Source organism: Pseudomonas sp. 1152_12 (assembly GCF_052850675.1).
This window is the reverse complement of record NZ_VXCW01000001.1, coordinates 512,659-535,173: the sequence shown is the minus strand read 5'-3', so window position 1 is coordinate 535,173 and position 22,515 is coordinate 512,659. Positions and strand designations below refer to the sequence as shown.

The window sequence follows — 22,515 nt, the reverse complement described above, 5'->3', positions numbered from 1 at the left end:
TGTGGTGGAAACCGTCGGCGCGATCCAGACCATGACCCAGGACGTACAAAACACCTCGGTGATGATCGAAGGCCTGGCGACTCAAGGCCGTGACATTGGCAAGGTACTCGACGTGATCCGCGCGATTGCCGAACAGACCAAACTGTTGGCGCTCAACGCAGCGATTGAAGCGGCACGTGCCGGTGAAGCCGGGCGTGGGTTTGCGGTGGTGGCCGAGGAAATGGCCCGCGCCTGGCGGTGGATTTGAATGGGAGGGTGGCGCGGTTTGTTATCTGACGCCTAAGTGCACAGGAGCGACAGTGCGCCGTTCCCGCCTTGGCGTTTAGAGATCGCTGCCTGACTGGAAGTTGACGCCAATTATATCTTCGCTTCTGATGGACTTCGTACTTCTAACCAGAAAGTCGGTTCTGCGATCGCCCGTCATATCAATGCCGATGTAGTACCTCTGGGTTGCCGGATTGAGCGCAAGAACAGTGTCGCCAACGCGACCGGTGTATGCAGCGACGTGGTTAAACTTTACGCGTGTATTATTGCTCATGTTACTCACGTCGATTTTGTCCTTGCCGGTGGTAAAGTTTTTGAGCAAGTGCGAGTTGCGATAACCCGAATCGGAGACGGCATCATAGTTAAAAGTTTTATAGGCGGGTAGGCTTGGTTTTGGCCTGGACGGTGTGATAGGAAGTTTTGCGTGGGCGCCGGTCAATAGGTCGCCTGGTTTCAGGGGGGTCTTGCTTAGAATCATTAATACAGTGTTGGCGCCATCGCCCACATTTAGAACTAACCTGTGCAACTTAGTCTTTTGGTCGTAGTCCAGCATCAACTCGCCTTTCTGATTGGCCATCGTACCGTGCTCGCCGGGGGGCGCGACGGTAATATTTAATTTAGAAATTCCAGCTGCTTTCAATATTCCAGAAATATCAAGTTTGTCGACGCCACTGACGAAGTCCAGCAGTATGTCTGGTCTTTTCGCAGAGGAGTCGCTGACCCTGTCGTATACAAACGTGTCAGCACCGCCGCCGCCGTAGAGTTTGTCGCCCCCAGCCCCTCCGGTTATGCGATTGCGAAACGAGTTACCTATAATTAGATCGTGCCCGGAACCGCCGATGGCGTTTTCCACAACAACGCCCTTGGCGATAGACACATTGCCTTCCCTGCCGCCTACGTTCGAAAGCTGCTCGGCGTTCAGGTTGATCTTCTGGTTTTGCTTGAAGCCAGAAAAGTCCAAAGTGTCATTTCCGCCGTTATCCCACACGCAGAAGGCCACCAGGTCATCGGAGGAGGTCAAGCTATAGTAATCGCGCTCAGAATTGGAGTTGAAGCCGTAAGTGGTATCACCCGTGCGGGTCTTATCGTTGGTGCCGTAGAGACTCTCCCCTGCGGTAATGTCATGCATCATTGGGGTGGATGCGCTATCCGAGACGCTGACCCCATTCTCGTCGCGGGGCCGCCAAAAATGGGTGTTGTAGGACATGGCCGTATGGGTTTTGTTGTTTTCGGGGTGCTTTCCGGTCGGATGCCCGAGCCCCAGGCTATGACCGATTTCGTGAACCATTGAAGAGTTCAAAGGTGAATTCTTGTCGCCCAAGCCGATTGCGATGGTCATGGTGCCACCGTAATCAGTGGGCAAGTTGGCGTAACCGCCGACGCCGTTATTGCCATGAACGACCACCATGGCGTCGGCGTCTTTTGCATTCTCGATGAATTTGACCTTAATGACGTCCTCCCACGCCTTGAGTGAACTTCTGAAGGCTTTTTTCCTGGCGTCGCTGAACGCCAGCGCTCCACTGCTTTTAAGCCAGGACTCTTGAGGGTCGGACGCGTTAAAGAATTTGTAGCCGACGGTTATTTGGCCATCGCCATTTCTATCCTTGATTCTATAGTTTTCACGGGTGAGTTGTGTTGCGATATCGCCTGCAAAGGAAGAACGTGGCAGGTCGTGTTTGATGGGGGACGATGGATGATCTAAGTTGTGCTGAGAGGCGTAATAAGGTGCAGGCGTGTTTGTTCGAATGATGGACATGGGAATCCCTGGAAAGGTGGCGGTAGTGCAAACGCTAATGGGGGAGAAGCGATAAAATAAACGTTTCGCCAAGGAGTACCAATGGGCGGTATATGTCTATGTGTGACGTAGAGTTATAGTTGTGGGATAGACGCGTAATTGCCATATTACGGTTTTACGAAGGGAGTAGGATAAGTGCTGTCAGTGCGTCGGATTTAATTGCATGGGCTAAGCGGAAAGTTACTCGATTAAATAAGTTGGCCCCGTATTGTATTAACCACCCATGGCGCATGACCAAAGGGCGTGCCGCTGGCCAAGGGCGCTGTGCCCATGTTTGGCGGCGGACACGTGAGGTGAACGCCAACCAAGTCGAGGGCCGCCTGTATTCTAAAACTCGCTGATGTTGACCCATCGCTCTTGCAGTGCGGCCAAGCGTATAGCGGTTGCCAGGCGTTCGACGGCCCAGGCGCCCTCAAAGTCGGTGCCATCTGTGCCTTGCCCGGCCAGAGCCATGATCAACTCGTGCACTTCCAGGGTCTTCAACTCGTTGTAACCCAGTTGATGCCCGGCGGCCGGGCTGAAGGCGGCATAGCCGGGCAGGGCGGGACCCGCCAGCAAGCGCTGAAAGCCGTCTTGGCCGGCGCGGCACACGCGCAGTTCATTCAATCGTTCCTGATCGAAGGCCAGCGTGCCCTGAGTGCCACTGATTTCAAAACTCAGGTGGTTCTTGTAGCCATGCTTGAGCCAACTGCTGCTCACCGTACCGCGCGCGCCATTGGCGAATCGCAGCAGGGCATGCACCTGATCATCTACCGCGATGGGTTTCAGGTCGCTGCCGCCTTTGACGGCCGGGCGTCTGGTGTGCACGGTCTGGGTGTCGGCGCACACGCTGTGCACATCGCCCACCAAGTAGCACGCCATCGACAACAGATGGCTGCCCAGATCCGCCAGGGCGCCCCCGGCATGTTCCACTTCGCAGCGCCACGACCAAGGCGAGGCCGGGTCGGCCATGAAATCTTCGCTGAACTCGCCCTGGAAACTGATGATCTCGCCCAGGTCGCCATTGGCAATCATCTGCCGTGCCAGGCCGATCATCGGGTTGTGCTGATAGTTATAGCCGACGCGCGTCACCACTCCAGCCGCACTCGCGGCACGGCGCATGGCGTCGGCCTGCTGCAGGCTGACGGCCAGCGGCTTCTCGCAATACACCGCCTTGCCCGCCGCAATCGCCGCCATGGCCATTGGGTAGTGCAAGTGGTTGGGGGTGGTGATGGCCACCACATCTACCTTAGGGTCGTTGATCAACGCCTGCCAGTCGCCATGGGCCTGGGCAAACCCCCAGGCCGTCGCGCAGCGTTGGGCACGTCCGGTGTCGGCATCGGCCAGGGCGGCCAACTTGAGGTGTACCGGCAGTTCGAATACCGCGCGGGCATTGTTGAACGCCAGGGCGTGGGCGCGCCCCATGAAGCCCGTGCCGATCAGGCCGATTCCGAGTTCACGCATAGCGGTGGTCCTTTGAATTATTGTTTTCAAGAGGCTTATTAATGGAATAAAAATTCACACAATTCAAGATATGGAATAAAAATTCATTATTGCAGTGCTCCGCGTAGGACTGCCGCAGGGCAGCGTGGGAATGATCATCGGACGATCATCAAGCGCAGTAATGCAAGCATATTCAGCCCATGGCCAAAAGCCGCCAGTTAACAAAAGATAACGTAGCGCCGATTGTCAGACGATTCGAAACCCCGATAGGATGGCCCCTGCTTCCTTCAGGCGCTCTAGATTGCAGGTTTCAGAGCCCGGGAAGGCGAGACGACCTAACAATAATAAAACGGGAGAAAGGTCTATGAGTGAGCCTGTCATGGGTTGGGTTGTTTGCCGCCCGCGCGCCGCACGCAGGGTTGCGATGCTGGCCACAGCGCTCTCGCTGCTTGGGGTGTTGTCGGCCCCCGTGCTGGCAGCCGGCGATACCCGCGTGCAACCGGTGTTTGCGATTGAATCCCCCAAGGCCGCCAAAGGCCTGATGATCGATGTGGTCCACGCAGGCAAGCGCTTGGTAGCGGTCGGTGATCGTGGGCATATCCTCTATTCCGATGACCAGGGCAGCACCTGGACCCAAGCCAAAGTGCCGACCCGGCAATTGCTCACGGCCGTGTTTTTCGTCGATGACAAACAAGGTTGGGCCGTGGGCCATGACGCACAAATCCTTGCCAGCTCCGACGGCGGCGCCACTTGGACCCAGCAATATCAAGACCTCAAGCGCGAAGCGCCGTTGCTCGACATCTGGTTCAAGGACGCCGAGCATGGCTTGGCCGTGGGCGCCTACGGTGCGTTGATCGAAACCACTGACGGCGGCAAAACCTGGGAGGATGTCAGCACCCGCCTCGACAACGAAGATCAGTTCCACCTCAATGCCATCGCCTACGTTAAAGACGCTGGCCTGTTTATCGTCGGCGAGCAGGGCAGCATGTTCCGCTCCCGCGACGACGGCCAGACCTGGGAAAAACTTGAAGGCCCGTACGAAGGCTCGCTGTTTGGCGTGATCAGCACCGCTCAACCGCAAACGCTGTTGGCCTATGGACTGCGCGGCAATCTTTACCGCTCCACGGATTTCGGCAGCACCTGGGAACAGGTCGAACTGAACGCAACGCGCGGTGCCTTGGAGTTCGGTTTGTCGGGCGCCACCTTGCTTGACGACGGTTCGCTGGTGGTGGTCGGCAACGGCGGCAGCGTGGTGGTCAGCCACGACGACGGGCAGACCTTCAGCGTGTTCAATCGCCCGGATCGCATTTCACTCTCGGCGGTCACGGCGGCAGGCAACGGCAACTTGATTCTGGTCGGGCAGGGTGGCGTTCGCGTCGCCACGGCCAGTGGCGCTGAACGCGTAAAACAATAATAAGGGCGGGGAAAGAATGAGCAGTCATCACAACGATAAAGCGACCTTTCTTGAGCGCCTGATCTTCAACAACCGCCCGGCAGTGATTGTTATCTGCCTGCTGGTGAGCATTTTTCTTTTCTGGCAGGCGACGTTGATTCGCCCGTCCACCAGCTTTGAAAAGATGATCCCGCTTAAGCATCCCTTCATCGAAAAGATGATGGAACACCGCAACGACCTGGCCAACCTGGGTAACACGGTGCGTATCTCGGTGGAGGCCAAGGACGGTGACATCTTTACGAAGGAATACATGGAGACCCTGCGCCAGATCAACGACGAGGTGTTCTACATCTCCGGTGTCGACCGCTCGGGCCTTAAGTCGCTGTGGAGCCCCAGCGTGCGCTGGACTGAAGTCACCGAAGAAGGCTTTGCCGGCGGCGAAGTGATCCCGCAAAGCTACAACGGCTCACCGGAAAGCCTCGACCAACTGCGCAACAATGTACTCAAGTCCGGCCAGGTCGGGCGCCTGGTGGCCAACGACTTCAAGTCCAGCATCGTCGACATCCCGCTGCTGGAGTCCTACCCGGACCCACAAGACCAGGGCAAGTTGCTGGCTCTGGACTACCGCAAATTCTCCCATGAACTGGAAGACAAAATCCGCGACAAGTTCGAAGCGCAGAACCCCAACGTCAAGATCCACATCGTCGGCTTTGCGAAGAAGGTCGGCGACCTGATTGACGGCCTGGTGATGGTGGTGATGTTCTTCGGCATCGCGTTTGTGATCACCCTGATTCTGTTGCTGTGGTTCACCAACTGCCTGCGCAGCACCGTCGCGGTGCTGAGCACCACGTTGGTGGCGGTGGTCTGGCAACTCGGCTTGATGCACTTTTTCGGTTTCGGCCTCGATCCGTATTCCATGCTGGTGCCGTTCCTGATCTTTGCCATCGGTATTTCCCACGGAGTGCAGAAGATTAACGGTATCGCCCTGCAATCGAGTGAGGCGGACAACGCACTGACGGCGGCCCGCCGCACGTTCCGGCAACTGTTCTTGCCGGGTATGATCGCCATTCTCGCCGACGCCGTGGGCTTCATCACGTTGCTGATCATCGACATCGGTGTGATCCGCGAGCTGGCCATCGGTGCCTCGATCGGCGTGGCGGTGATTGTGTTCACTAACTTGATCCTGCTGCCGGTGGCAATTTCCTATGTCGGCATCAGCAAACGCGCCATCGCCAAGAGCAAGAAGGACGCGCACCGCGAACATCCGTTCTGGCGCCTGCTGTCCAAATTCGCCAGCGCCAAAGTCGCGCCGGTCTCTATCCTGCTGGCGCTGATCGCCTTCGGTGGCGGCCTCTGGTACAGCCAGAACCTGAAGATCGGCGACCTCGACCAAGGCGCACCGGAACTGCGCCCGGACTCGCGCTACAACAAAGACAATAACTTCATCATCCGCAACTACTCCACCAGCTCCGACGTGCTGGTGGTGATGGTCAAGACCCGTGCCGAAGGCTGCTCGCGCTACGAAGCCATGGCGCCCATCGACCAGTTGATGTGGAAGATGCAGAACACCGAAGGCGTGCAGTCGGCGATCTCGTTGGTAACCGTGTCCAAGCAGATGATCAAGGGCATGAACGAGGGCAACCTGAAGTGGGAAACCCTGTCGCGCAACCCCGACGTGCTGAACAACTCCATCGCCCGCGCCGACGGCCTGTACAACAACAATTGCTCGGTGGCGCCGGTGTTGGTGTTTCTTAACGACCACAAGGCCGAAACCCTCGACCGCGCGGTGCATGCGGTGCAGGACTTCGCCAAGGAGAACAATAGGGACGGCCTGGAATTCATCCTCGCCGCCGGTAATGCCGGGATCGAAGCGGCGACCAACGAGGTGATCAAAGAGTCTGAGTTGACCATTCTGATTCTGGTGTACCTGTGCGTGGCAACCATGTGCATGATCACCTTCCGCTCTTGGGCGGCAACCCTGTGCATCGTGTTGCCTCTGGTACTGACTTCGGTGCTGGGCAACGCGCTAATGGCGTTCATGGGCATCGGCGTCAAGGTCGCGACTTTGCCGGTGGTCGCTTTGGGCGTGGGGATTGGCGTGGACTACGGTATCTACATCTACAGCCGCCTTGAAAGCTTCCTGCGCGCCGGTTTGCCGCTGCAAGAGGCGTATTACCAGACGCTCAAGTCAACCGGCAAAGCCGTGTTGTTTACTGGCCTGTGCCTGGCCATCGGCGTGTGCACCTGGATCTTCTCGGCCATCAAGTTCCAGGCTGACATGGGCTTGATGCTGACTTTCATGCTGCTGTGGAACATGTTCGGTGCACTGTGGCTGTTGCCGGCGTTGGCACGCTTCCTGATCAAACCGGAGAAGTTGGCGGGGCAGAAGGGCAATTCGTTGTTCGCGCATTAAGCCAATGAAGAGAAAGCCGCACAATGTGCGGCTTTTTTGCATCGGGTGTCAGCTCAATAGTTTCACAACTTCAGAAACAACCTTTCATCCAGCGGCGGTGTGATCCTGGCTTTGATTATTTTTTCCACAACCCCGTTGCTGCCGGCTTCGGCAATCAAGTCCTTTTGGGTTTTGGTGCGTTGGGACGGGATTTTCAGATGCGCGGCCCGGTGGTCAGCCCGTGGCCAGTTTTTTTCCGGATAGTGGAAGTGCGCATACCACACCACGTCGATTTTGCCTTTTTTGCGGACAGCGTATTCGGTGAAGACGTCACCGCTTTTGGTCGGGATATCCCGTCGTACCAGGTTGATGTCGACAAAACCATGGCGCCATAAGAAATCGACATTTTCTGCAGTCGGCGGCTGGACCATGTAGCCGTCTGCCGCATGTCGGCGTGCCTTTTGCAGCATTTCATCGGCGGCGGCTCGCCATCGTGTAGCCAGTGCGGCGGTTTCCGGCCTGGCACCGTGGCTGGCTTCGATCTGCTGCGCCATCGCCTCAAGTTGATGGGCTTTCGTTTCCAGCATGTCGTTCCAATCCTTGGGGTAGACGGTGTCCCGTCGCAGGGGGTCGTCAAGCTTACGTTTCTGGAACAGAATCGTCTGCTCGCTGCGGGTGGCGGCCTCCATCAACTGTTGTGCCTCGCTTTTATAGCTGGCCAAGGATTTTGGTGGTGTGACTTGGAGCGGTTGTACGGGCTGCCCTTGAACGATTTTCACCCACCCACGCTCACCGGGATGTTCGCCGTAGCTCGCGATCGGTTGCCCGCTTTGGGGGTCGAGCACATCGATGATGTTAATAGGTTGACCAGCCTGTGGTGCGCGTAATGTGCCGATCAAGGTCTCCTTATGTTCAGTCTTGAAGACGCGTTGATTTTGCGGTTTCGCCCGTTGTTCGTTGCGCGGGGGCGGGGGTGGAATAAGAAACTGCTCCTCTTTGACGCCCTCGAGCAACTCGGCTTGCGCGTCGGCGATGAGGTCATTGAGCGCTTCAGTGAAACGCTGCTGGTACTCGGTCCGAAAGAGCGCTGGGTGTTCCTCCTGCATCAGGAGACTGTCGCTCAATACCTGTTTGAATTTAGTAAGAATGGTTGTGAGCGTGGCATTTCGTTCGCTCAAGGTGTAGCCGTTGAATTGGCGTAGATTCTTGAAGGCCGCTATTTCGGTTCTCAGGTTCTCCGTCAGGAATCGCTTCAACTGGGGATCGGCAGCCCCTGCACTGCGGGCGTCCCATGTAGTGATCAGTAGTTTCAGATAGGACATTCTGTTCAGTTTTGTTGTGATTATCCTGGCGGCAAGGGGGTCGTCGTATCGCTCTGTGATGTATTCCCCGGCGGCCTTACTGCCAAAAGGGGAATCATTCTTCCACTGATCAAACAGGGAACTGACAGCCTGCTTCGACGCCAACAGCGCTTTGTTGGCCTCATAAGCCAAGTCGGTCACTTCCATCATTTCATCGTAAGCCACCCTGGAGCCGCTGTTGGTCAGGCTTGTCAACTCTTCCAACGAGGCGCCGGTCACGCCGTGCTGGCGGGCGTCGTTGGCCAAGCTGTTGTAAACGTTTTCTACTTCAGTCAGGGCATGCAGCGTGCGTTGGTATTCCTCTGAGCGGTTCTGTTTGAATTTGGACAGGTCGTCGACCCCGCCGATTTTCTTGGGCTCAATGGCTTTAATGGTTTTTTCACTGGCGGCCAGAAGGGCTTCTGTCATCGGCTTGAGCGCCTCAAGTTGTTGATCCAGGTTGCTCTTGAGCGCATGGGTGGCCTGCTGCTGTTCCCAATAGGAAATTAAGAATCGATGTGCTGAGGCCTCGTTTCTTGTCAGGTTGCGAAGCGTCTTGAGTTTTTTTCGAGCGGTATCGTACTCGGCAAGTTTCTCCTTGACTCTTCCCACTGCCGCGCCAAATGCTAGTGAAACCTTCTTACTTACCTTCAGACTGCGCCGATAGTTAGTCTCCGCCAGGGACATGTCTTGCATGCTTTTCGCGACCGTATCCTGCGGGTTGGTGGCTCTCGGCATACCGCCCTTGAGCTTGGGCGCAACGTCAAATCCCCAGGTGCCTTGGGCGTCGCGTTTGATGGGTGGGGCCGTGCGCGCCTTGTTTTTTTCATCAATGACGTAGGGGCCGTCCAAGTCTACTGCCACGCGGAACCAATCATCGCCGACAGTGACGTAAAGCCGGTCATTGGACAGGTACAAGCCTCTTTTAATACCTTCGGTTATCGGGGAACCGGCAGCTTCCGGCGCCGCCACCTTGAACGAATCTATGTGTGCAAGCAGGCTGGGTGTTAACCCGCGAGGGCTAGACAATCGGATATCAATGGCCGTGTTGTCGCCACCAAAGCTGCCGGAGGTGGGCGCCGTTGGGTCCTGCCGGATATCGGCGTGGTTAAGGCTGGGTTCACTGCTGTCGCGGGCGCGCGGCCCGGCGCCTTCGGCGTTCGAGGCTTTCTTGAAGGGTTCAAAAGAGTGTGCCGGTTTGCCGGGTTCTGAAGCGGGTGCATGAGTCAGTGTCAGGCTCAGATTGATCAGCAAATCGATCACCGCCGCAGACGGGTTCGGGTCGTTTTGTGTGGAAAGCCGCTTGATGTCTTCTTCGCTATTGGCCAGTTGCAGCAACCAGCCTGCCATCGCGCCTGGCCCACGTAATACCGGCAGCAGGGTGTTGAACAGCAGCCAGCCCAGTTCCTTGTGGGAGGCCCAGCGGCTTTCAGCATCAGAGGTGGATTGGCCTTCCGCCAGGGTGACCAGGCTATTGGCATTGGAATGAAACAAATGCTTCATCAGGTCACCGTTGAGCAGTGCCTGGCGTAGCGTGGTGGCGTCGGCGTAACCGTCTGTGGCCAGAGTCGTGGGTTTGGGCGTGGTGGGCGGGTCGAACTCATTGAACACGGAATAGCGCGCAATATTCGGCGTGAGAAAACCGCCGTTGCCATAGACTGCTCGGACTTTGTCGTTCGGTAACCACGCCAGAACGCTCTCTTGTAAGGGCCCCGTCTGGCGGATGGCTTCCAGCAGCGCGCCGCGGCTGGCGAATTCAAGCAACGCCGGTTTCAGTTGGGGGCGATAGATAATATGCGGGCCGCCGCTGGGGTCCAACGGTTCGATCAGAAACATGTTCTCGGCCACGTCCGGGGTGGCGCCGGGCTTGCGCACAAATGCCAAGGGCCGCACGGTGATGTCTTGTCCGTCCACCTGTTTGCTGCCCGCTTCGGGTTGGCAGATCGCGTCGATAAATCGATAGCCCTGCGTGGTAATGCCGGACTCGCCCTTGAGCTTGAGTTCCAATGCCTGCATGGCGAGTTGAATGGGCACTTGTTCGACGAAACGGGTGGTGCGGTCACGGGCCGGCTGCGTGTCACTGAGCAGCTGCTGTTTGAGCAACTGTGGGTACTGGCCGCCGACATCAACCTTGTTGATCAGGTTCTTAAGCATTTGCGGCATGTGCGCATCGCTGACCCGTTGCCCGCGCAAGTGAACTTCCATTTCGCCCTTGGGCAAGCCCGCGAGGTTTTCCAGGGCCATGTCGACCAGGCTCATTTTCACCCGCTCGATGTAGCCGCTGCCCAGGTTACCCACCGCGACCTTGAACACCACTTCCACGTCGTTCGCTGTATAGCCTTTGCCAGCCAATTGCAGGTCCAGCTGTTGCTGAGCGAAAGTGCGGATATCGGGCACACCGTCCAGGAATGTCCGACCTTTGTTGCGCTGCACGCTGCCGGCCAGCGCGAGTGCGTGACGCCGGTAGGTGTCGCGTTCAGCTTCGCTGGCGTTATTGAGCCAACCCGGCAGTTTGTCACGCAGCCGTCCAAGCTTGGCAGCATCGGGGGTATAAGCGCCCACAAACCAGGGGCTGGGGTCGCTTGCCCGCGAGAATGTCTGTTCCAGCTCATCAAGCGTGCCCGACGACGGAACAGGAATGGAAGCGACGTTTTCCACCATGGCATTGAGCAGGACCGCCGCTTGTGTATCGAAAATGTCGGCGTCGGGCTCCCGGCGTTTCCAGCTCAATGTGTCGAAGACAAATGCCGTCTCCAGGTTTCGCCCCCAGGCTTTGTCGAATGCTTCCAGTGAGTCATACGGTGTGACCACTCCGGCCGGGGTCGTGTGCAGTACCTGCGTTCGGCCGCCAACCTCTCGGGTGATCAGCATGTCCGGGCTGAGCTGTGTGGATGCATTGCCGTGGCGGCGCACGGCGCATTCCAGCATGAATACTTTGGCTGCGGTGGCGCCTTTTACACGCCGCCGTTGCGTCTGATCCGGGTAGGTTACGACCTGATCGAGGGTCTCGCGTTGTTCGTCAGTGAGCCCGGACTGTTTCAAGGCACTGGTTCTCAGGGAATCGCTGAGCGTGTTACTGAGCCATAGCCAGCGGTTCGCGTCGGCATCGATGGCGCTACGGTCGCTATTGGCAGTGCCGGTGAAGTGGCGAAGCAGTGCCTGTTCGAATCCGTTCTTGAAGGTGGTGCGCAGGCTGCGGATGATCAGTTCAATGGCCTGCATGTCTATGCCTGGCACCAGCGCTCCCGCCAACGGCTCGGGCTTGAGCCGATGGCCCGTGGTTTGATCGATCAACGTGCATGCCAGTGAGTGCTTGTCGGTAAAGTCCAGTTCGCCGTCGGTGGTCAAGTGCTTCAGGGCCACATCCACCAAAGGGGTCAAGCGGTATTGTGGTGGGTTGCTTGAGAACGGTGCGGCCAACGATGTGTGTTCGGGGTTGAAAACCAGGGTGGGGTACAGTTTTTTGATGGCGTCGCTGAGCAAGCCCGATATTACCGTGCGTAGTGTGGGGCGCCCGGCGAATTGATGGGCGACCGCGTTGGCGGTGATATTGGATAAGCTCGACGCGGTATTGGGTTGGGACGAAGAAACAGCAGGCACCGCAGATAACCGGGCTGCGGTCAGTACGGCTTCACGCGTGCGTCTTTGTACCGGTTCGTCCAGCGCTTTCTGGGGCGCAGGCTTGGTATGGGCGTCGAGAGTCGCTACGGACGCTTCGACCGGTTGGCGGGTCGGGCGAAGTGGCAGTACGGGGCGCAAAGCGCTGTTGAAAAGTCCGGGAGAGTGGTTTCCATGGATCATCGTATCGCTTCCTTGTCGTAGAAAGTGTGCTCGCCGTCCGGATTTGGTCCTGGGCGCGTGATGTGAACAGGTGAGCGGGAAACTAACGACCAGCGCTTTTCAGTGAAATGGAAAATGGGTAATCAGCTGTTTCAGCTGAGGGTTTATCTGCGGCAACTGTTGATGATGCGCACGTCTGGGTAGGGCGCGGCAATTATGGCTGCATGTAAACGCAGCGCAGGGTTGACGGCAGAGCCTTAGGCCGATGCAACAATTTGACCTATCATGAGGTCTTTCCTCTTGATGATTGATGGTTATGACTGCCGACACCGCGACCTTGCTCGACGCTTTTAAAGACTGCCAGATGGTCGAAATTGATGGGCTGCACACATTCGATTTCAGCCAGGATGACCAGAAGTTACTGATCACTTGCATGGACGGTCGTGCCGAAAAGCGCTGGAGCTTCAGCCTGGAGCAAGTCAACGCTGCAGTCTTTGACCAACCTCTGCAAAGCTGGATCCTAACCGGCGACTCGGGCGAGCATCGCCTGGTCTGCATGAGCGGCGTCACCGGCAACAATAACGATGAGGGTGAAGCGGATGATGATGCGTAAATTCTGGCCTCTGCTGATGGCAGGCAGTGTCGGTGCGATGTCGGTGCAAGCCGCGCAGGTTGACACTTATGACCTGCTGGTGGGCAGTTACACGGCCGGCACCAGCGAAGGTATTTATCGCCTGCAATTCGACAGCCGTACGGGTCAGTTCAGCGGCAAGCCCGTGCTGGCGGCGAAGGCGGCCAACCCATCGTGGCTGACGATCTCCAAAGATCAGAAGCACCTGTTTGTGGTCAACGAGAACGGCCCGGGCCAAAAAGACCCGGTCGGCCGCGTCAGCAGCTACAGCATTGACCCGCAGAATCATCAGCTCAGCCTGATCAACCAAGTGCAGAGCCTGGGCAATGAGCCAACCCACTCCAGCCTCGCCGTTGACGGCCGTTACCTGTTTGTCGCCAACTATTCGGTACTGGAGGATCCGGGCGGTAGCCTCGCGGTATTGCCGGTTGACGCCAACGGCAAGCTGTCGGCGCCGGTGCAACTCAGCGGGCACCCGTCCAGCCGTGTGAACCCTGAGCGCCAGGCCTCCAACCATGTGCATTCGGTGGTGTCATCGCCTGACGGCCAATACGTGTTTGTGCAGGACCTGGGGGCCGACAAGGTATTTGCCTACCGCTACGATCCCGAGGCCAACCATGAATTGCCATTTACCCCGGCCGACCCAGCCTTCGTGCAGGCGCCACCGGGCAGCGGCCCGCGTCACTTGCTGTTCAGCGCTGATGGCAAGCATGCCTGGCTGACCACTGAGATGAGCGCACAGGTCGCGGTGTTCGATTACAACGACGGCAAGCTCACTCAAACCCAGCTTGTGGAGTTCGCCGCCGGGCAACCGGTGTCCGACAAAGCTGGCGCCGCGGTGCACGCGTCAAGTGATGGCAAGTTTCTCTACGTAAGCAACCGTGGCACCGCTAACCAGATACTGGTATTCAGCATCGACCCGGCCACTGCACACCTTAAGGAACTGCAGCGCCGCTCCGTGGAAGGCGACCATCCGCGTGAGTTCAGCCTCGACCCCAGCGGCAAATTCCTGCTGATCGCCAACCAGAAAAGCAATGAAATCGTAGTGGTCGAACGCGATCCGAAAACTGGCCTGCTGGGTAAAACCGTGCAGAAATTGCCGATCGATGCCCCCAGCGACCTCAAGTTCCTGGTGCGTCAATAAACCACAGGCCCCGCAGTGCGGGGCCTGTAACTTGGTATTAATTGTATTAATAGCGGCTACTGTTTCAAAGCATTTCTAAGGTTCGGCCCTCGGGCGTAAGTTTGGTTCCAAGGCCTTCCCGGCCACTCAATCAAACGAACACAAGGGTTACCGACATGAACTTGAACCTCTTCTCCATCATTGCCGCTTCCGCCGTTTCCGCCACCGTGGCATTACCCGCCGCTGCCAGCGTCGACGTTGCCGGCAAAAAATCCAGCACCAGCGCCTACACTCAGAAATACCTGCAACAAAGCGCCAACTTCTACGCCGCACTCGATCACAAAGCCCAGCACTGAGTGCCAGGCAACGCAGATCAAATGTGAGAACGAGCACACCCGCTCTCACATTTTGATTGGCGTCTAGCTTGCGGGTTTTGCCATCACTGCCATAAACAGAGGCGATTCCACAAAGCGCTGCAGCCAAGCTTGCAGCTGCTGATACGGCGTGCTGGCAAACCATTCCCGATCCACGTGCGCAAACTGCCGCACAAACGGCGCCAGTGCCACATCCGCCAGGCTCAAATGGTCAGCCAGCAAAAACGCCCGGTGCGCCAGCAAACCCTCCAGCTTCTGCAAAAATACCTCGCCCTCGGCCCGATAATGTTCCATCGGCTGCTGCGGGTAGCGATCAGCATACTTGTATCGATCCAATTGATGTTTGAACACCTGATCATTCTCGGTGATCAACGCCAGCACCTTTGGGTCACCGTGCAGCAACCAATTCTCAGGATCATGCTGCGCCAGTGCCCATTGCATGATGTCCAGGCTTTGCTCGATAACGCGGCCATCCGTGCTCAATACCGGCACCGTGCCCTTGGGCGACAGCGCCAGCATTTCGGGCGGCTTGGCTTTCAGACTGACCTCGACGATCTGCACGATCACGCCTGAATAGCGCAAGGCCAAGCGCGCCCGCATCGCATACGGACAGCGCCGAAACGAATACAGCAGCGTCTCGCTCACTTGACCTCCAAGGTGCTCAGGCCATTGCCCTGGCGCTTGACCTGGATCTGCACCGGGATGCGCTCGTGCATGTCCTGCACGTGGGAAATCACCGCCACCTTGCGGCCCTGGGCCTGCAAACCGTCCAACGCGTCCATCGCCAATTGCAGCGACTCGGGATCAAGGCTGCCAAAACCTTCGTCGATAAACAGCGACTCAATCTTCAACGTGCTGGACGCCATCGACGCCAGGCCCAAGGCCAGCGCCAGCGACACCAGAAAGGTTTCGCCACCGGATAACGAGTGTACCGAGCGCAGTTCATCGCCCATTTCCGTGTCCATCACCAACAGCCCAAGCATGCTGCCGCCGCGTTTGAGGCGGTAGCGGCGCACCAATTGGCGCAGTTGCACGTTGGCGTGGTGCACCAGCAAGTCGAGGTTGTAGGCCTGGGCGATCTTGCGGAAGGTATCGCCGGTGGCCGAGCCGATCAGCGCATTCAGGCGCGCCCAGCGCTGCCACTCTTCATAAGCCTTAGTGATCTGGTCGGCCAGCGCATGGTTGGCGTCCTGACGACGCTGGTCTTCGGCCTGGCGCGCGCGCAGTTCAGCGCAGTGTTTTTCGCCCTCGGCGAATTGCTGGTTGAGCGCGGCCAACGTGCTATCGAGTTGCTCGGCATCCAGGTTGCCGTTGTGCAAAGCCTGGTGCTCGGCAAGACGTTGCTCGCGCTCCTGCAGCAGCACCTTGGCCTGCTCAACGGCTTTTTCGCTGAGTTGCAGTTGCTGGCGCAGTTCGCTGATGTGGCTGTCATCCAAGGCCAGCAAGCGCGTGAGCCCGTCATCATCCAGTTCCGGGCGCAAGGCGCGCCATTCCCCCAAACGCTCGTCGAGGCTTTGCTGCTCGGTGGTCAGAGCCAGTTGGCGTTCCTGCTGGGCCTTGAGGTCGGCGGCCAATTGGATCAGGGCGTTGTGGATGGCTTGCAGTTGTTGATTGGCGTCGCTCTCGCTCTGGCGTGACTGCGCGACAGCCTGATCCAAGTGCTGTTGCCACTGTTCGGCGCTTATGTGATCGCCCAGCAGCGCCGTGAGTTTTTCCTGGGCAGCCTGTTGCTGCGTGGCCAACTCGGCAACTTGCAGGTGCAAGGCGTCCAGTTGCTGTTGGCGATGTTGCTGGTGGGTCTGTTCTTTCTCGATGGCCTGCTGGCGCTCTTGCTGCTCAGCCAGTTCATCACGTTGGTGGCCAAGCTGCTCAAGACGTTGGCTGACGTGCTGATCCAGCTGCATAAAGGTCGCGGCCGGTTCGCGGCGCAAACCGTCGATGGTCTCGGCGGGCACCAGGTTGGCGAAGGCCTTGAGTTCTTCGTCAAGGCGCTCACGGTCGCTGGACAGCTCGCGCTGCTGGTCCGCCAGCAATTGACGGGCTTGCTGACTTGCGTCCTGGGCGGCTTGCAGTTGCTGCTGCAAACGCCCGGCATTTTGCTGCAGGTTGAGCAGTGCGCCTTGGCGTTGTTCGTCCTGGGTAATGCTTTGCGTCAACTGCGCCAGTTGCTGGGCCAGCCAGGTGCTGCGCTTGGCGGCGTCTTGATTGAACAGCGAGGCGGCCAGCGGGTGCGCATCCAGGCTCGGTTTGAGCGCTTGTTGCTGCGTCGCCAGTTGCTCCTGCTGTTGCAGGAATTCCTTCTGCTGGGCGATCAAGCCGCCCACTTCGCCACGCAGCTCGGTGAGTTTTTCCTTGAGCAGGTCGACGGCTTTCTGTGCCGAGGCTTCTTCGTTTTCGTCATGCCGACCGAGGCTTTGCAGCAGGGCTTCAGGCTGGTGATACGGGTGCTCATGGCTGCCGCACACCGGGCAGGGTTGGTCATCCTGCAACTGCTCGCGCAATTCCTCCACGCTGGCACTGCGCGCCAGGCGCTGGCGTTCCAGCAACTGCTTGGTCACCGTCAGGGTTTGTTCGGCGACTGTCAGTTCGGCCTTGGTTTGCAGGCCGGCGTGGTTCAGTTGTTCGCGTTGCTGCTGCGCGTTCGCGAGCTTTTGTGTCAGGCTGGCGGCCTGTTGATCCAGCTGCTGTTGGTTATCCCACAGGCGCGTGAGGTCTTCAACGGCGCGGTGCTGCTTGCGATTGTCCTGCAGGAGGCTTGCGAGCAGTTGAATCTGTTCGGCGACGGCGTGTGGCTCGGCGCCGGCTTCCTGATACAGCAGGTCCAACGCGTCGCGTTGCTGGGTAAAGGTCTCGGCAGCGGCGGTGGCGCGCTGTTCGAGCTGCGGCAGTTCGCTTTGGCCCTTGTTCACGCGATTGCCGATCAACATCAACTGTTGCAGGCGGTCGCGGTAGGCGCCCCAGGCATCGCTCAACGGCGCCAGGGCGGCGCTGCGCTCAAGTTCGGCGGCCAGGCGCTGCAGGCGCTCGGCGACTTGGCTGTGCGTGTCCTGCAAACCCTTCAACAAGGTCTGGCCTTCAGCGCAAGCCGTTTCGTGTTGCTGCTTGTCTTCGGTGCGTTTGGCCAGGTCCTTGGTCAGGTGGGCGAGGGTGCTTTGTTCTTCGAAGGCTTGGCGTAATAGCGGCCCGGCATCGCTCTGAGCTTTAAGCGCATCCGCTAATGCAGTCTGAGCCGCGACCTGTTGCTGATGGGCCTGATCCTGGCGACTGTGCAGCGTGCCTTGCTGTTCGATGTGCAACTGAATCTGCGCCGCCAGCGGTGCGAGCAGCGTGCCGAGTTCAGCTTGGCGAGCGAAGTAATGGCGTTGCGGCGCCAATTGCTCCAGACGGCGCAAATCCTGGCGCTGCGCGTCTTGGCCGTCCGAATGCTGCTGGGCGTGTTGCAGTTGTTCGACGGCGCTGAGCTGGCGCTCCTGCCATTCGCGCAGTTCCTTGAGCCACGTGTGCTGCAGCTCCAGCTGTTTGAGCTGGGCCTGTTGGGTTTTGAGCTGCTGCTGCGCCTCGGCCAGCTGTTGATCAAGCTCGGCGCGGGCTTCGGGAGCCAGGGGCACCACGCCAGTGGCTTGGTCCTGCAGTTGTTTGTGCGCGTCCTTGGCGTCCTTGGCCTTGTCGAAGGCGCGGCGGCCAAGCTGGGTGTAGAGCGCGGTGTCGGTGAGCTTTTCCAGCAACTCGCTGCGCTCATTGTCGTTGGCCTTGAGGAACGCGCTGAATTCACTTTGCGCCAGCAACACCGCACGGGTGAACTGCTCGAAATTCAAGCCCAGCGCGAGTTCCAGCTGGGTTTTGTATTCGGTCTTCTGGCTGGCCAGCAGTTGGTCGCTGTCGAGGTCGATCAGGCTTTGCCTGCTGTTCTGCAACTTGCCGCTGGCCTTGTCGCGCGCGCGGTTGGCCTCCCAGCGTGCACGGTAGCGGCGGCCACTGACGCCGACAAAATCCACCTCGGCATAACCGCCGCCGGTGCCGCGCCGCAGCAGCGTGCGCGGGTCGCCGATGGAAATATCGCTATCGGCATCCGGCATCTTCGCCTGGCCGGTATCGCCCAAGCGCGGTACTGCGCCAAACAGCGCCAGGCACAAGGCATCGAGCAGGGTGCTTTTACCCGCGCCGGTCGGCCCGGTGATGGCGAACAACCCGGCGCTGGCCAGCGGCTCGGCGGTGAAGTCGATTTCAAACGGGCCCGCCAGGGAGGCGAGGTTTTTCAGGCGGATGGCGAGGATCTTCATGGTTGTTCGCCCTCCTGTTGCACTTCCTGGAGCAGCACGGCGAAATCCTTCAACGTCTGTTCATCCACTTCGCTGCCGTAGCTGTCCTGCCAGGCGCGGCTGAACAGCTCCTGGGGCGTGAGCTGGTCGAGTTCGATCAGGCGCTCGTCGTCCGTGTTGTCGCTGCCGCGGTTACCCGCGTATTCGGCGGCGATGCGCACCAGGCGCACGGCTTTGCCTTGCAGGGCGGCTTCGATTTGCTGGCGCAGGTCCGGCTGCGGTTCGTCGAGGCGCACGCGCACTTCCAGCCATGGGTGGCGTTGGGTTTCGGCGAGCAGGTCGATGTCGGGCAGATCCGCCAACTGCTTTAGGATATCCGCCAGCGGCGCGGCTTCCAGGCGTTGCAGGTTGACCGAACGCGGGATCAGGCGCGGCTCGACATTCACCAGGCGTTGGCCCTGAAAGGTCACATCGAGAATCTGATGTTTGTAGCCGATTTCGGAAAACGACAAGGGAATCGGCGAGCCACTGTAGCGAATCCTGTCCTCGCCATTCACGCGCTGCGGCTTGTGCAAATGGCCGAGGGCCACATAACTCACGCTGTTATCGAACAGGCTGGCGGGCAGCGCCTCGGCATTGCCGATGATCAGGCTGCGCTCGGAGTCTTCCGATACCGAGCCACCCGCCATATGCGCATGGCTGATGGCAATCAGCGCCTGGCCCTTTTTGCGCTTGGCGTTGGCGGCGGCGATCAGCCACTCATGCACTTGGCCGATGCCGCGCAGGTAATCATCCCCCAAGTGCGCGCCGGTGACTTCCGCCGGGCGCAAGAATGGCAGCGCCAGGCACCACGCGGCGATTTTGCCTTTGGCGTCGGGCAACGGAATCAGCAAACGATCGACATCCAGTTGGCCGTCATCCAGCCACAGTACGCGGCCCAAGGCATGCGTGCGCAGGCGGCGCATCAGTGGCGCCGGCAGCTCGATACGTGAACCGGAGTCGTGGTTGCCGGCGATCATCACAATCGTGAGTGTCGGGTTTTGTTCGTGGGCGCTGATGATGAAGTCATACAGACGCTCCTGGGCCTTGAGCGGCGGGTTGACCGTGTCGAAGATATCGCCCGCGATCAGCAGCGCATCTGGCTGCTCGGCTTTTAGTTGGCCCAGCAGCCACTCGAGAAAACAGGCGTGTTCGAAGTCGCGTTCCTGGCCATGCAGGTTTTGGCCAAGGTGCCAGTCGGAGGTGTGAAACAGACGCAAGGCGAACTCCGTGGAGAAGATGAAAAGGAGGGGAGTTTACCTGTAAAAGCCCACACAGTGCCCGCGGACGAGCCAGATCAAATGGGGGAGCTGGCTTGCCTGCGATACAGGCACCTCGGTCTTTCAGTCACACCGAGGTGATGCCATCGCAGGCAAGCCAGCGCCCACAGGGGTTATGCGGCGTGCAGGCAGTCCAGCGCGCGCTCGGCGAGGGTTCTGGCGCTGTTGATCAAGTGCTCGGTGGCGCCGGCCAGGTGGTGTTGGTCGGCGGACAGCCCTTGGGAGGAGGCAGCTGCGGTGGCGGCTGCGCAGCGCAACAGGTCGCAGAGTTGGGCGAGAGCGTCTTCGAAGCTGAGGTCGTGATGTGCGGAGAAAGCCGGCGGTGAGTCGGGTTGTAGGTAGTGGCTCAGGGCGCGCTCGAAGATTTCGCGGTCGGGGGTGAAGCGGGGTGGGTCTGGGACGATTTTGTTCATGAATGAAACTCCTGAAAGGTCTGGAGCCATTCTTTTGCCGATCTCACTCGTCAAAAGGTGGCAGCTATGTGCGGGGTGAGATTGCCGGTCAGGAGCACCCGGTCAGACCGAAGTCTGCCCGCACACAGCCGCCATAGAGCATGTTGCTCGCGGTTGTGGCACTTGGCACCTAATCACATCACAGGATCTCACCCCTGATCGCTGATATGCAGCGACGGAGCGAAGGCTAGCCAATGGACTGAGCAGGCGCAAGGCTGAAGGATTGTCTAGGAAACTTCCCGCAAATTAAAGAGATATGGATTGCTGGCCTTTAACAATGCATGTCGATCAGGCCGTGTGCGTCGGTCTCAAGCAGTGGAGCTGAGCATGTGTACAACAAAGTTAGCTGCCGCTGTTGCCGCAATCTGCTGATTAACTGTTTTATTGTCGCCCTTATCGCCATCTGCCCAATCGCAAATGGCTTTGATCAACAGCCAATCTACTCGAGCCTCTTGGCAAGCTACATACAGCCCTGCGCCCTCCATTTCGCCTCCCAGGGCTTCCGGTGCGAGAGTGGTGAGTGCTGTCCGATAATTCAAGTTGTCGATTAATTTATCGCCGCTCAACATCAGGCCGGCCTTAACTTTTCCGGAGTCTTCGGGCCAAGTCATTTCGGCATTACGTAACCAGTTTAGCGGTGCAGAGGATGCTGAGGCCTTGTCACCGCGCAGGGTGATGTTGCCGTCCTTGCTCACGCGTTGCAGGTCATACATCTGTAACTGCTTGGCGACGAGAATGTCTCCAATGGCGTATTGAGTATCATCGATGCCAAACGCGATGCCGACCATGATGACGGTCTCTGGTTTGATTTCGCTGATCGCTTTCTGGATTGACATTTGCGAGCCACTTGCACCGCCTGAACCCATGTCAGAGGTCGCTAAAAAACACTCAAACCCGGCGACGACACCCAGTTGCTTGTAAACATGTTTGTCGACTTTATGATTTCTTGCGAGTTGGCCGGTTTTTGTCGCGAAGGCTGATAGAACAGCTCGGCTCTCTACGGAAGTAACAGTCACTATTAGTAATCGTTGCGACGCCATCTCAGGTCCTTTTTGAGGTGCATGTTCTAATTCGTTCACAAGCTTGAATTCGGCATTAACCAGTTCCCAAGCCTTTTGCGCAGAGACGCTGTCGGCAATTGCGGCATGCGGTGAGGTGATCAGCCGTAGGGCGTCCTCGGGCAGCGCTACGCGTTTTTTCAGTTGGAACTGCAGCATAACCGCAAACTCGAGCATGGCGATGGCATTGGCGAAGCGTTGCAAATTTCCAGCTGCCGCAGCCGATGCGTAGGCAGGCACATAAGCAACGACGCCCTGCTTATCAATCAGTAATAACGACTGATCTACCTGATGAGGGTCGTTTTTCTCCAGCACGGTGTCCGCTACGCGATCCAGCATCAGTGGGTGTCTTGACACCAAGACGGCCATCCGGCGACGCCAATCAGCCGGGTCATCCTCTAAAGACACGATACGAATGGCGGGGTAGTACCTGGGGAGGTTGCCCAGGGGTTCTGCACGATGGTCGTAGGTACTGGCAATCGCTAATACGTAGCGAAACAACTTTTCAAGATCGGGGTAGTTCTCGACTTTCTGAAGTTCGCTGAAATCGCAGCCACCCGCAATTTCAAATTCAGACAGGATGAAGTTGAGAAATAGAAGTTTGCCGAATAGGTGGAAATTGATGTTGAGCCGCCCCGGCATATCGGTCCGGAGAGACTCGAGATCATACGGAAGTTTCTTGCCGCTGAAGTTCAATGTTGTCTGCAACTTTTTTAACGTCGCATAAAAAACATCCGTAGGCTCGAGCACAACAGGCGCGTAACTCGTTCTGATGCGCCCGCCGATGCTTCTAAGAAAACGCTTGCCGCCTCTTTGGTTGAACAGCAGGTTGGAGTTACTCAGCGTCGCCAGGCCTGAGGAGGTCATCTCAATCGCAAACCCCCATTGAAGCGTGACCCGGTAACTCATGAGC

At 58.2% G+C, this 22,515-nt stretch carries 13 protein-coding genes and 1 pseudogene; 6 read left to right on the top strand and 8 right to left on the bottom strand.

Annotated elements, in window-relative coordinates; genetic code table 11:
* Positions 1-19: 19 nt before the first annotated feature.
* Positions 20-223 (top strand): annotated as a pseudogene (locus FW764_RS02320) (methyl-accepting chemotaxis protein); the annotation flags it as partial.
* A 99-nt stretch (positions 224-322) separates the two neighbouring features.
* Here the strand turns inward: FW764_RS02320 and FW764_RS02315 are convergent.
* Positions 323-2,020, bottom strand: a complete 1,698-nt coding sequence (locus FW764_RS02315; protein ID WP_446432562.1) for a M10 family metallopeptidase C-terminal domain-containing protein — start codon at positions 2,018-2,020, stop codon at positions 323-325.
* Between the two features lie 366 nt (positions 2,021-2,386).
* Complete coding sequence (locus tag FW764_RS02310) at positions 2,387-3,502, bottom strand: Gfo/Idh/MocA family protein (RefSeq protein ID WP_446432561.1); 1,116 nt, start codon at positions 3,500-3,502, stop codon at positions 2,387-2,389.
* Between the two features lie 358 nt (positions 3,503-3,860).
* On the opposite strand from FW764_RS02310, the gene FW764_RS02305 reads away from it, so the two are divergent.
* On the top strand, positions 3,861-4,895 hold the full coding sequence (locus FW764_RS02305) for a WD40/YVTN/BNR-like repeat-containing protein (protein ID WP_446432629.1): 1,035 nt from the start codon (positions 3,861-3,863) through the stop codon (positions 4,893-4,895).
* A gap of 16 nt (positions 4,896-4,911) precedes the next feature.
* A complete protein-coding gene (locus tag FW764_RS02300; protein WP_446432560.1) occupies positions 4,912-7,287 on the top strand; it encodes an efflux RND transporter permease subunit in 2,376 nt (791 codons plus the stop codon).
* Between the two features lie 62 nt (positions 7,288-7,349).
* Here the strand turns inward: FW764_RS02300 and FW764_RS02295 are convergent, their stop codons facing one another.
* The gene (locus tag FW764_RS02295; RefSeq protein ID WP_446432559.1) at positions 7,350-11,828 is read right to left on the bottom strand and encodes a dermonecrotic toxin domain-containing protein; all 4,479 of its coding nucleotides are present in this window, start codon (positions 11,826-11,828) and stop codon (positions 7,350-7,352) included.
* An 874-nt stretch (positions 11,829-12,702) separates the two neighbouring features.
* Here FW764_RS02295 and FW764_RS02290 point away from each other — a divergent pair.
* The 3 genes from FW764_RS02290 to FW764_RS02280 all read left to right on the top strand — a co-directional run bounded on the left by FW764_RS02290 (position 12,703) and on the right by FW764_RS02280 (position 14,496).
* On the top strand, positions 12,703-12,999 hold the full coding sequence (locus FW764_RS02290; RefSeq protein WP_446432558.1) for a DUF5629 family protein: 297 nt from the start codon (positions 12,703-12,705) through the stop codon (positions 12,997-12,999).
* The gene (locus FW764_RS02285; RefSeq protein ID WP_446432557.1) at positions 12,986-14,161 is read left to right on the top strand and encodes a lactonase family protein; all 1,176 of its coding nucleotides are present in this window, start codon (positions 12,986-12,988) and stop codon (positions 14,159-14,161) included. The genes FW764_RS02290 and FW764_RS02285 overlap by 14 nt, the downstream gene beginning before the upstream one ends.
* Positions 14,162-14,316: 155 nt before the next feature.
* Positions 14,317-14,496 carry a hypothetical protein gene (locus FW764_RS02280; RefSeq protein WP_135310086.1) on the top strand — a complete coding sequence of 60 codons (180 nt, stop codon included), beginning with the start codon at positions 14,317-14,319 and terminating at the stop codon, positions 14,494-14,496.
* 63 nt (positions 14,497-14,559) lie between these two features.
* Here the strand turns inward: FW764_RS02280 and FW764_RS02275 are convergent, their stop codons facing one another.
* From FW764_RS02275 to FW764_RS02255, 5 genes are all read right to left on the bottom strand, one after another.
* Positions 14,560-15,159 (bottom strand): glutathione S-transferase, encoded by a 600-nt coding sequence (locus tag FW764_RS02275; protein ID WP_446432556.1) that lies wholly within the window; start codon positions 15,157-15,159, stop codon positions 14,560-14,562.
* A complete protein-coding gene (locus tag FW764_RS02270; protein WP_446432555.1) occupies positions 15,156-18,794 on the bottom strand; it encodes an AAA family ATPase in 3,639 nt (1,212 codons plus the stop codon). The genes FW764_RS02275 and FW764_RS02270 overlap by 4 nt, the downstream gene beginning before the upstream one ends.
* Complete coding sequence (locus tag FW764_RS02265; RefSeq protein ID WP_446432554.1) at positions 18,791-20,032, bottom strand: exonuclease SbcCD subunit D C-terminal domain-containing protein; 1,242 nt, start codon at positions 20,030-20,032, stop codon at positions 18,791-18,793. The genes FW764_RS02270 and FW764_RS02265 overlap by 4 nt, the downstream gene beginning before the upstream one ends.
* Before the next feature lie 173 nt (positions 20,033-20,205).
* Positions 20,206-20,505, bottom strand: a complete 300-nt coding sequence (locus FW764_RS02260) for a DUF6124 family protein (protein WP_446432553.1) — start codon at positions 20,503-20,505, stop codon at positions 20,206-20,208.
* A 347-nt stretch (positions 20,506-20,852) separates the two neighbouring features.
* Positions 20,853-22,511 carry a 5'-methylthioadenosine/S-adenosylhomocysteine nucleosidase family protein gene (locus tag FW764_RS02255; protein WP_446432552.1) on the bottom strand — a complete coding sequence of 553 codons (1,659 nt, stop codon included), beginning with the start codon at positions 22,509-22,511 and terminating at the stop codon, positions 20,853-20,855.
* Between the last annotated feature and the right edge of the window lie 4 nt (positions 22,512-22,515).

Coding starts and splice junctions, on each gene's coding strand:
- FW764_RS02255 (WP_446432552.1), bottom strand. CDS start 22,511: ATGAGTTACCGGGTCACGCTTCAATGGGGGTTTGCGATTGAGATGACC.
- FW764_RS02280 (WP_135310086.1), top strand. CDS start 14,317: ATGAACTTGAACCTCTTCTCCATCATTGCCGCTTCCGCCGTTTCCGCC.
- FW764_RS02260 (WP_446432553.1), bottom strand. CDS start 20,505: ATGAACAAAATCGTCCCAGACCCACCCCGCTTCACCCCCGACCGCGAA.
- FW764_RS02295 (WP_446432559.1), bottom strand. CDS start 11,828: ATGCAGGCCATTGAACTGATCATCCGCAGCCTGCGCACCACCTTCAAG.
- FW764_RS02310 (WP_446432561.1), bottom strand. CDS start 3,502: ATGCGTGAACTCGGAATCGGCCTGATCGGCACGGGCTTCATGGGGCGC.
- FW764_RS02270 (WP_446432555.1), bottom strand. CDS start 18,794: ATGAAGATCCTCGCCATCCGCCTGAAAAACCTCGCCTCCCTGGCGGGC.
- FW764_RS02285 (WP_446432557.1), top strand. CDS start 12,986: ATGATGATGCGTAAATTCTGGCCTCTGCTGATGGCAGGCAGTGTCGGT.
- FW764_RS02300 (WP_446432560.1), top strand. CDS start 4,912: ATGAGCAGTCATCACAACGATAAAGCGACCTTTCTTGAGCGCCTGATC.
- FW764_RS02290 (WP_446432558.1), top strand. CDS start 12,703: ATGACTGCCGACACCGCGACCTTGCTCGACGCTTTTAAAGACTGCCAG.
- FW764_RS02305 (WP_446432629.1), top strand. CDS start 3,861: ATGGGTTGGGTTGTTTGCCGCCCGCGCGCCGCACGCAGGGTTGCGATG.
- FW764_RS02315 (WP_446432562.1), bottom strand. CDS start 2,020: ATGTCCATCATTCGAACAAACACGCCTGCACCTTATTACGCCTCTCAG.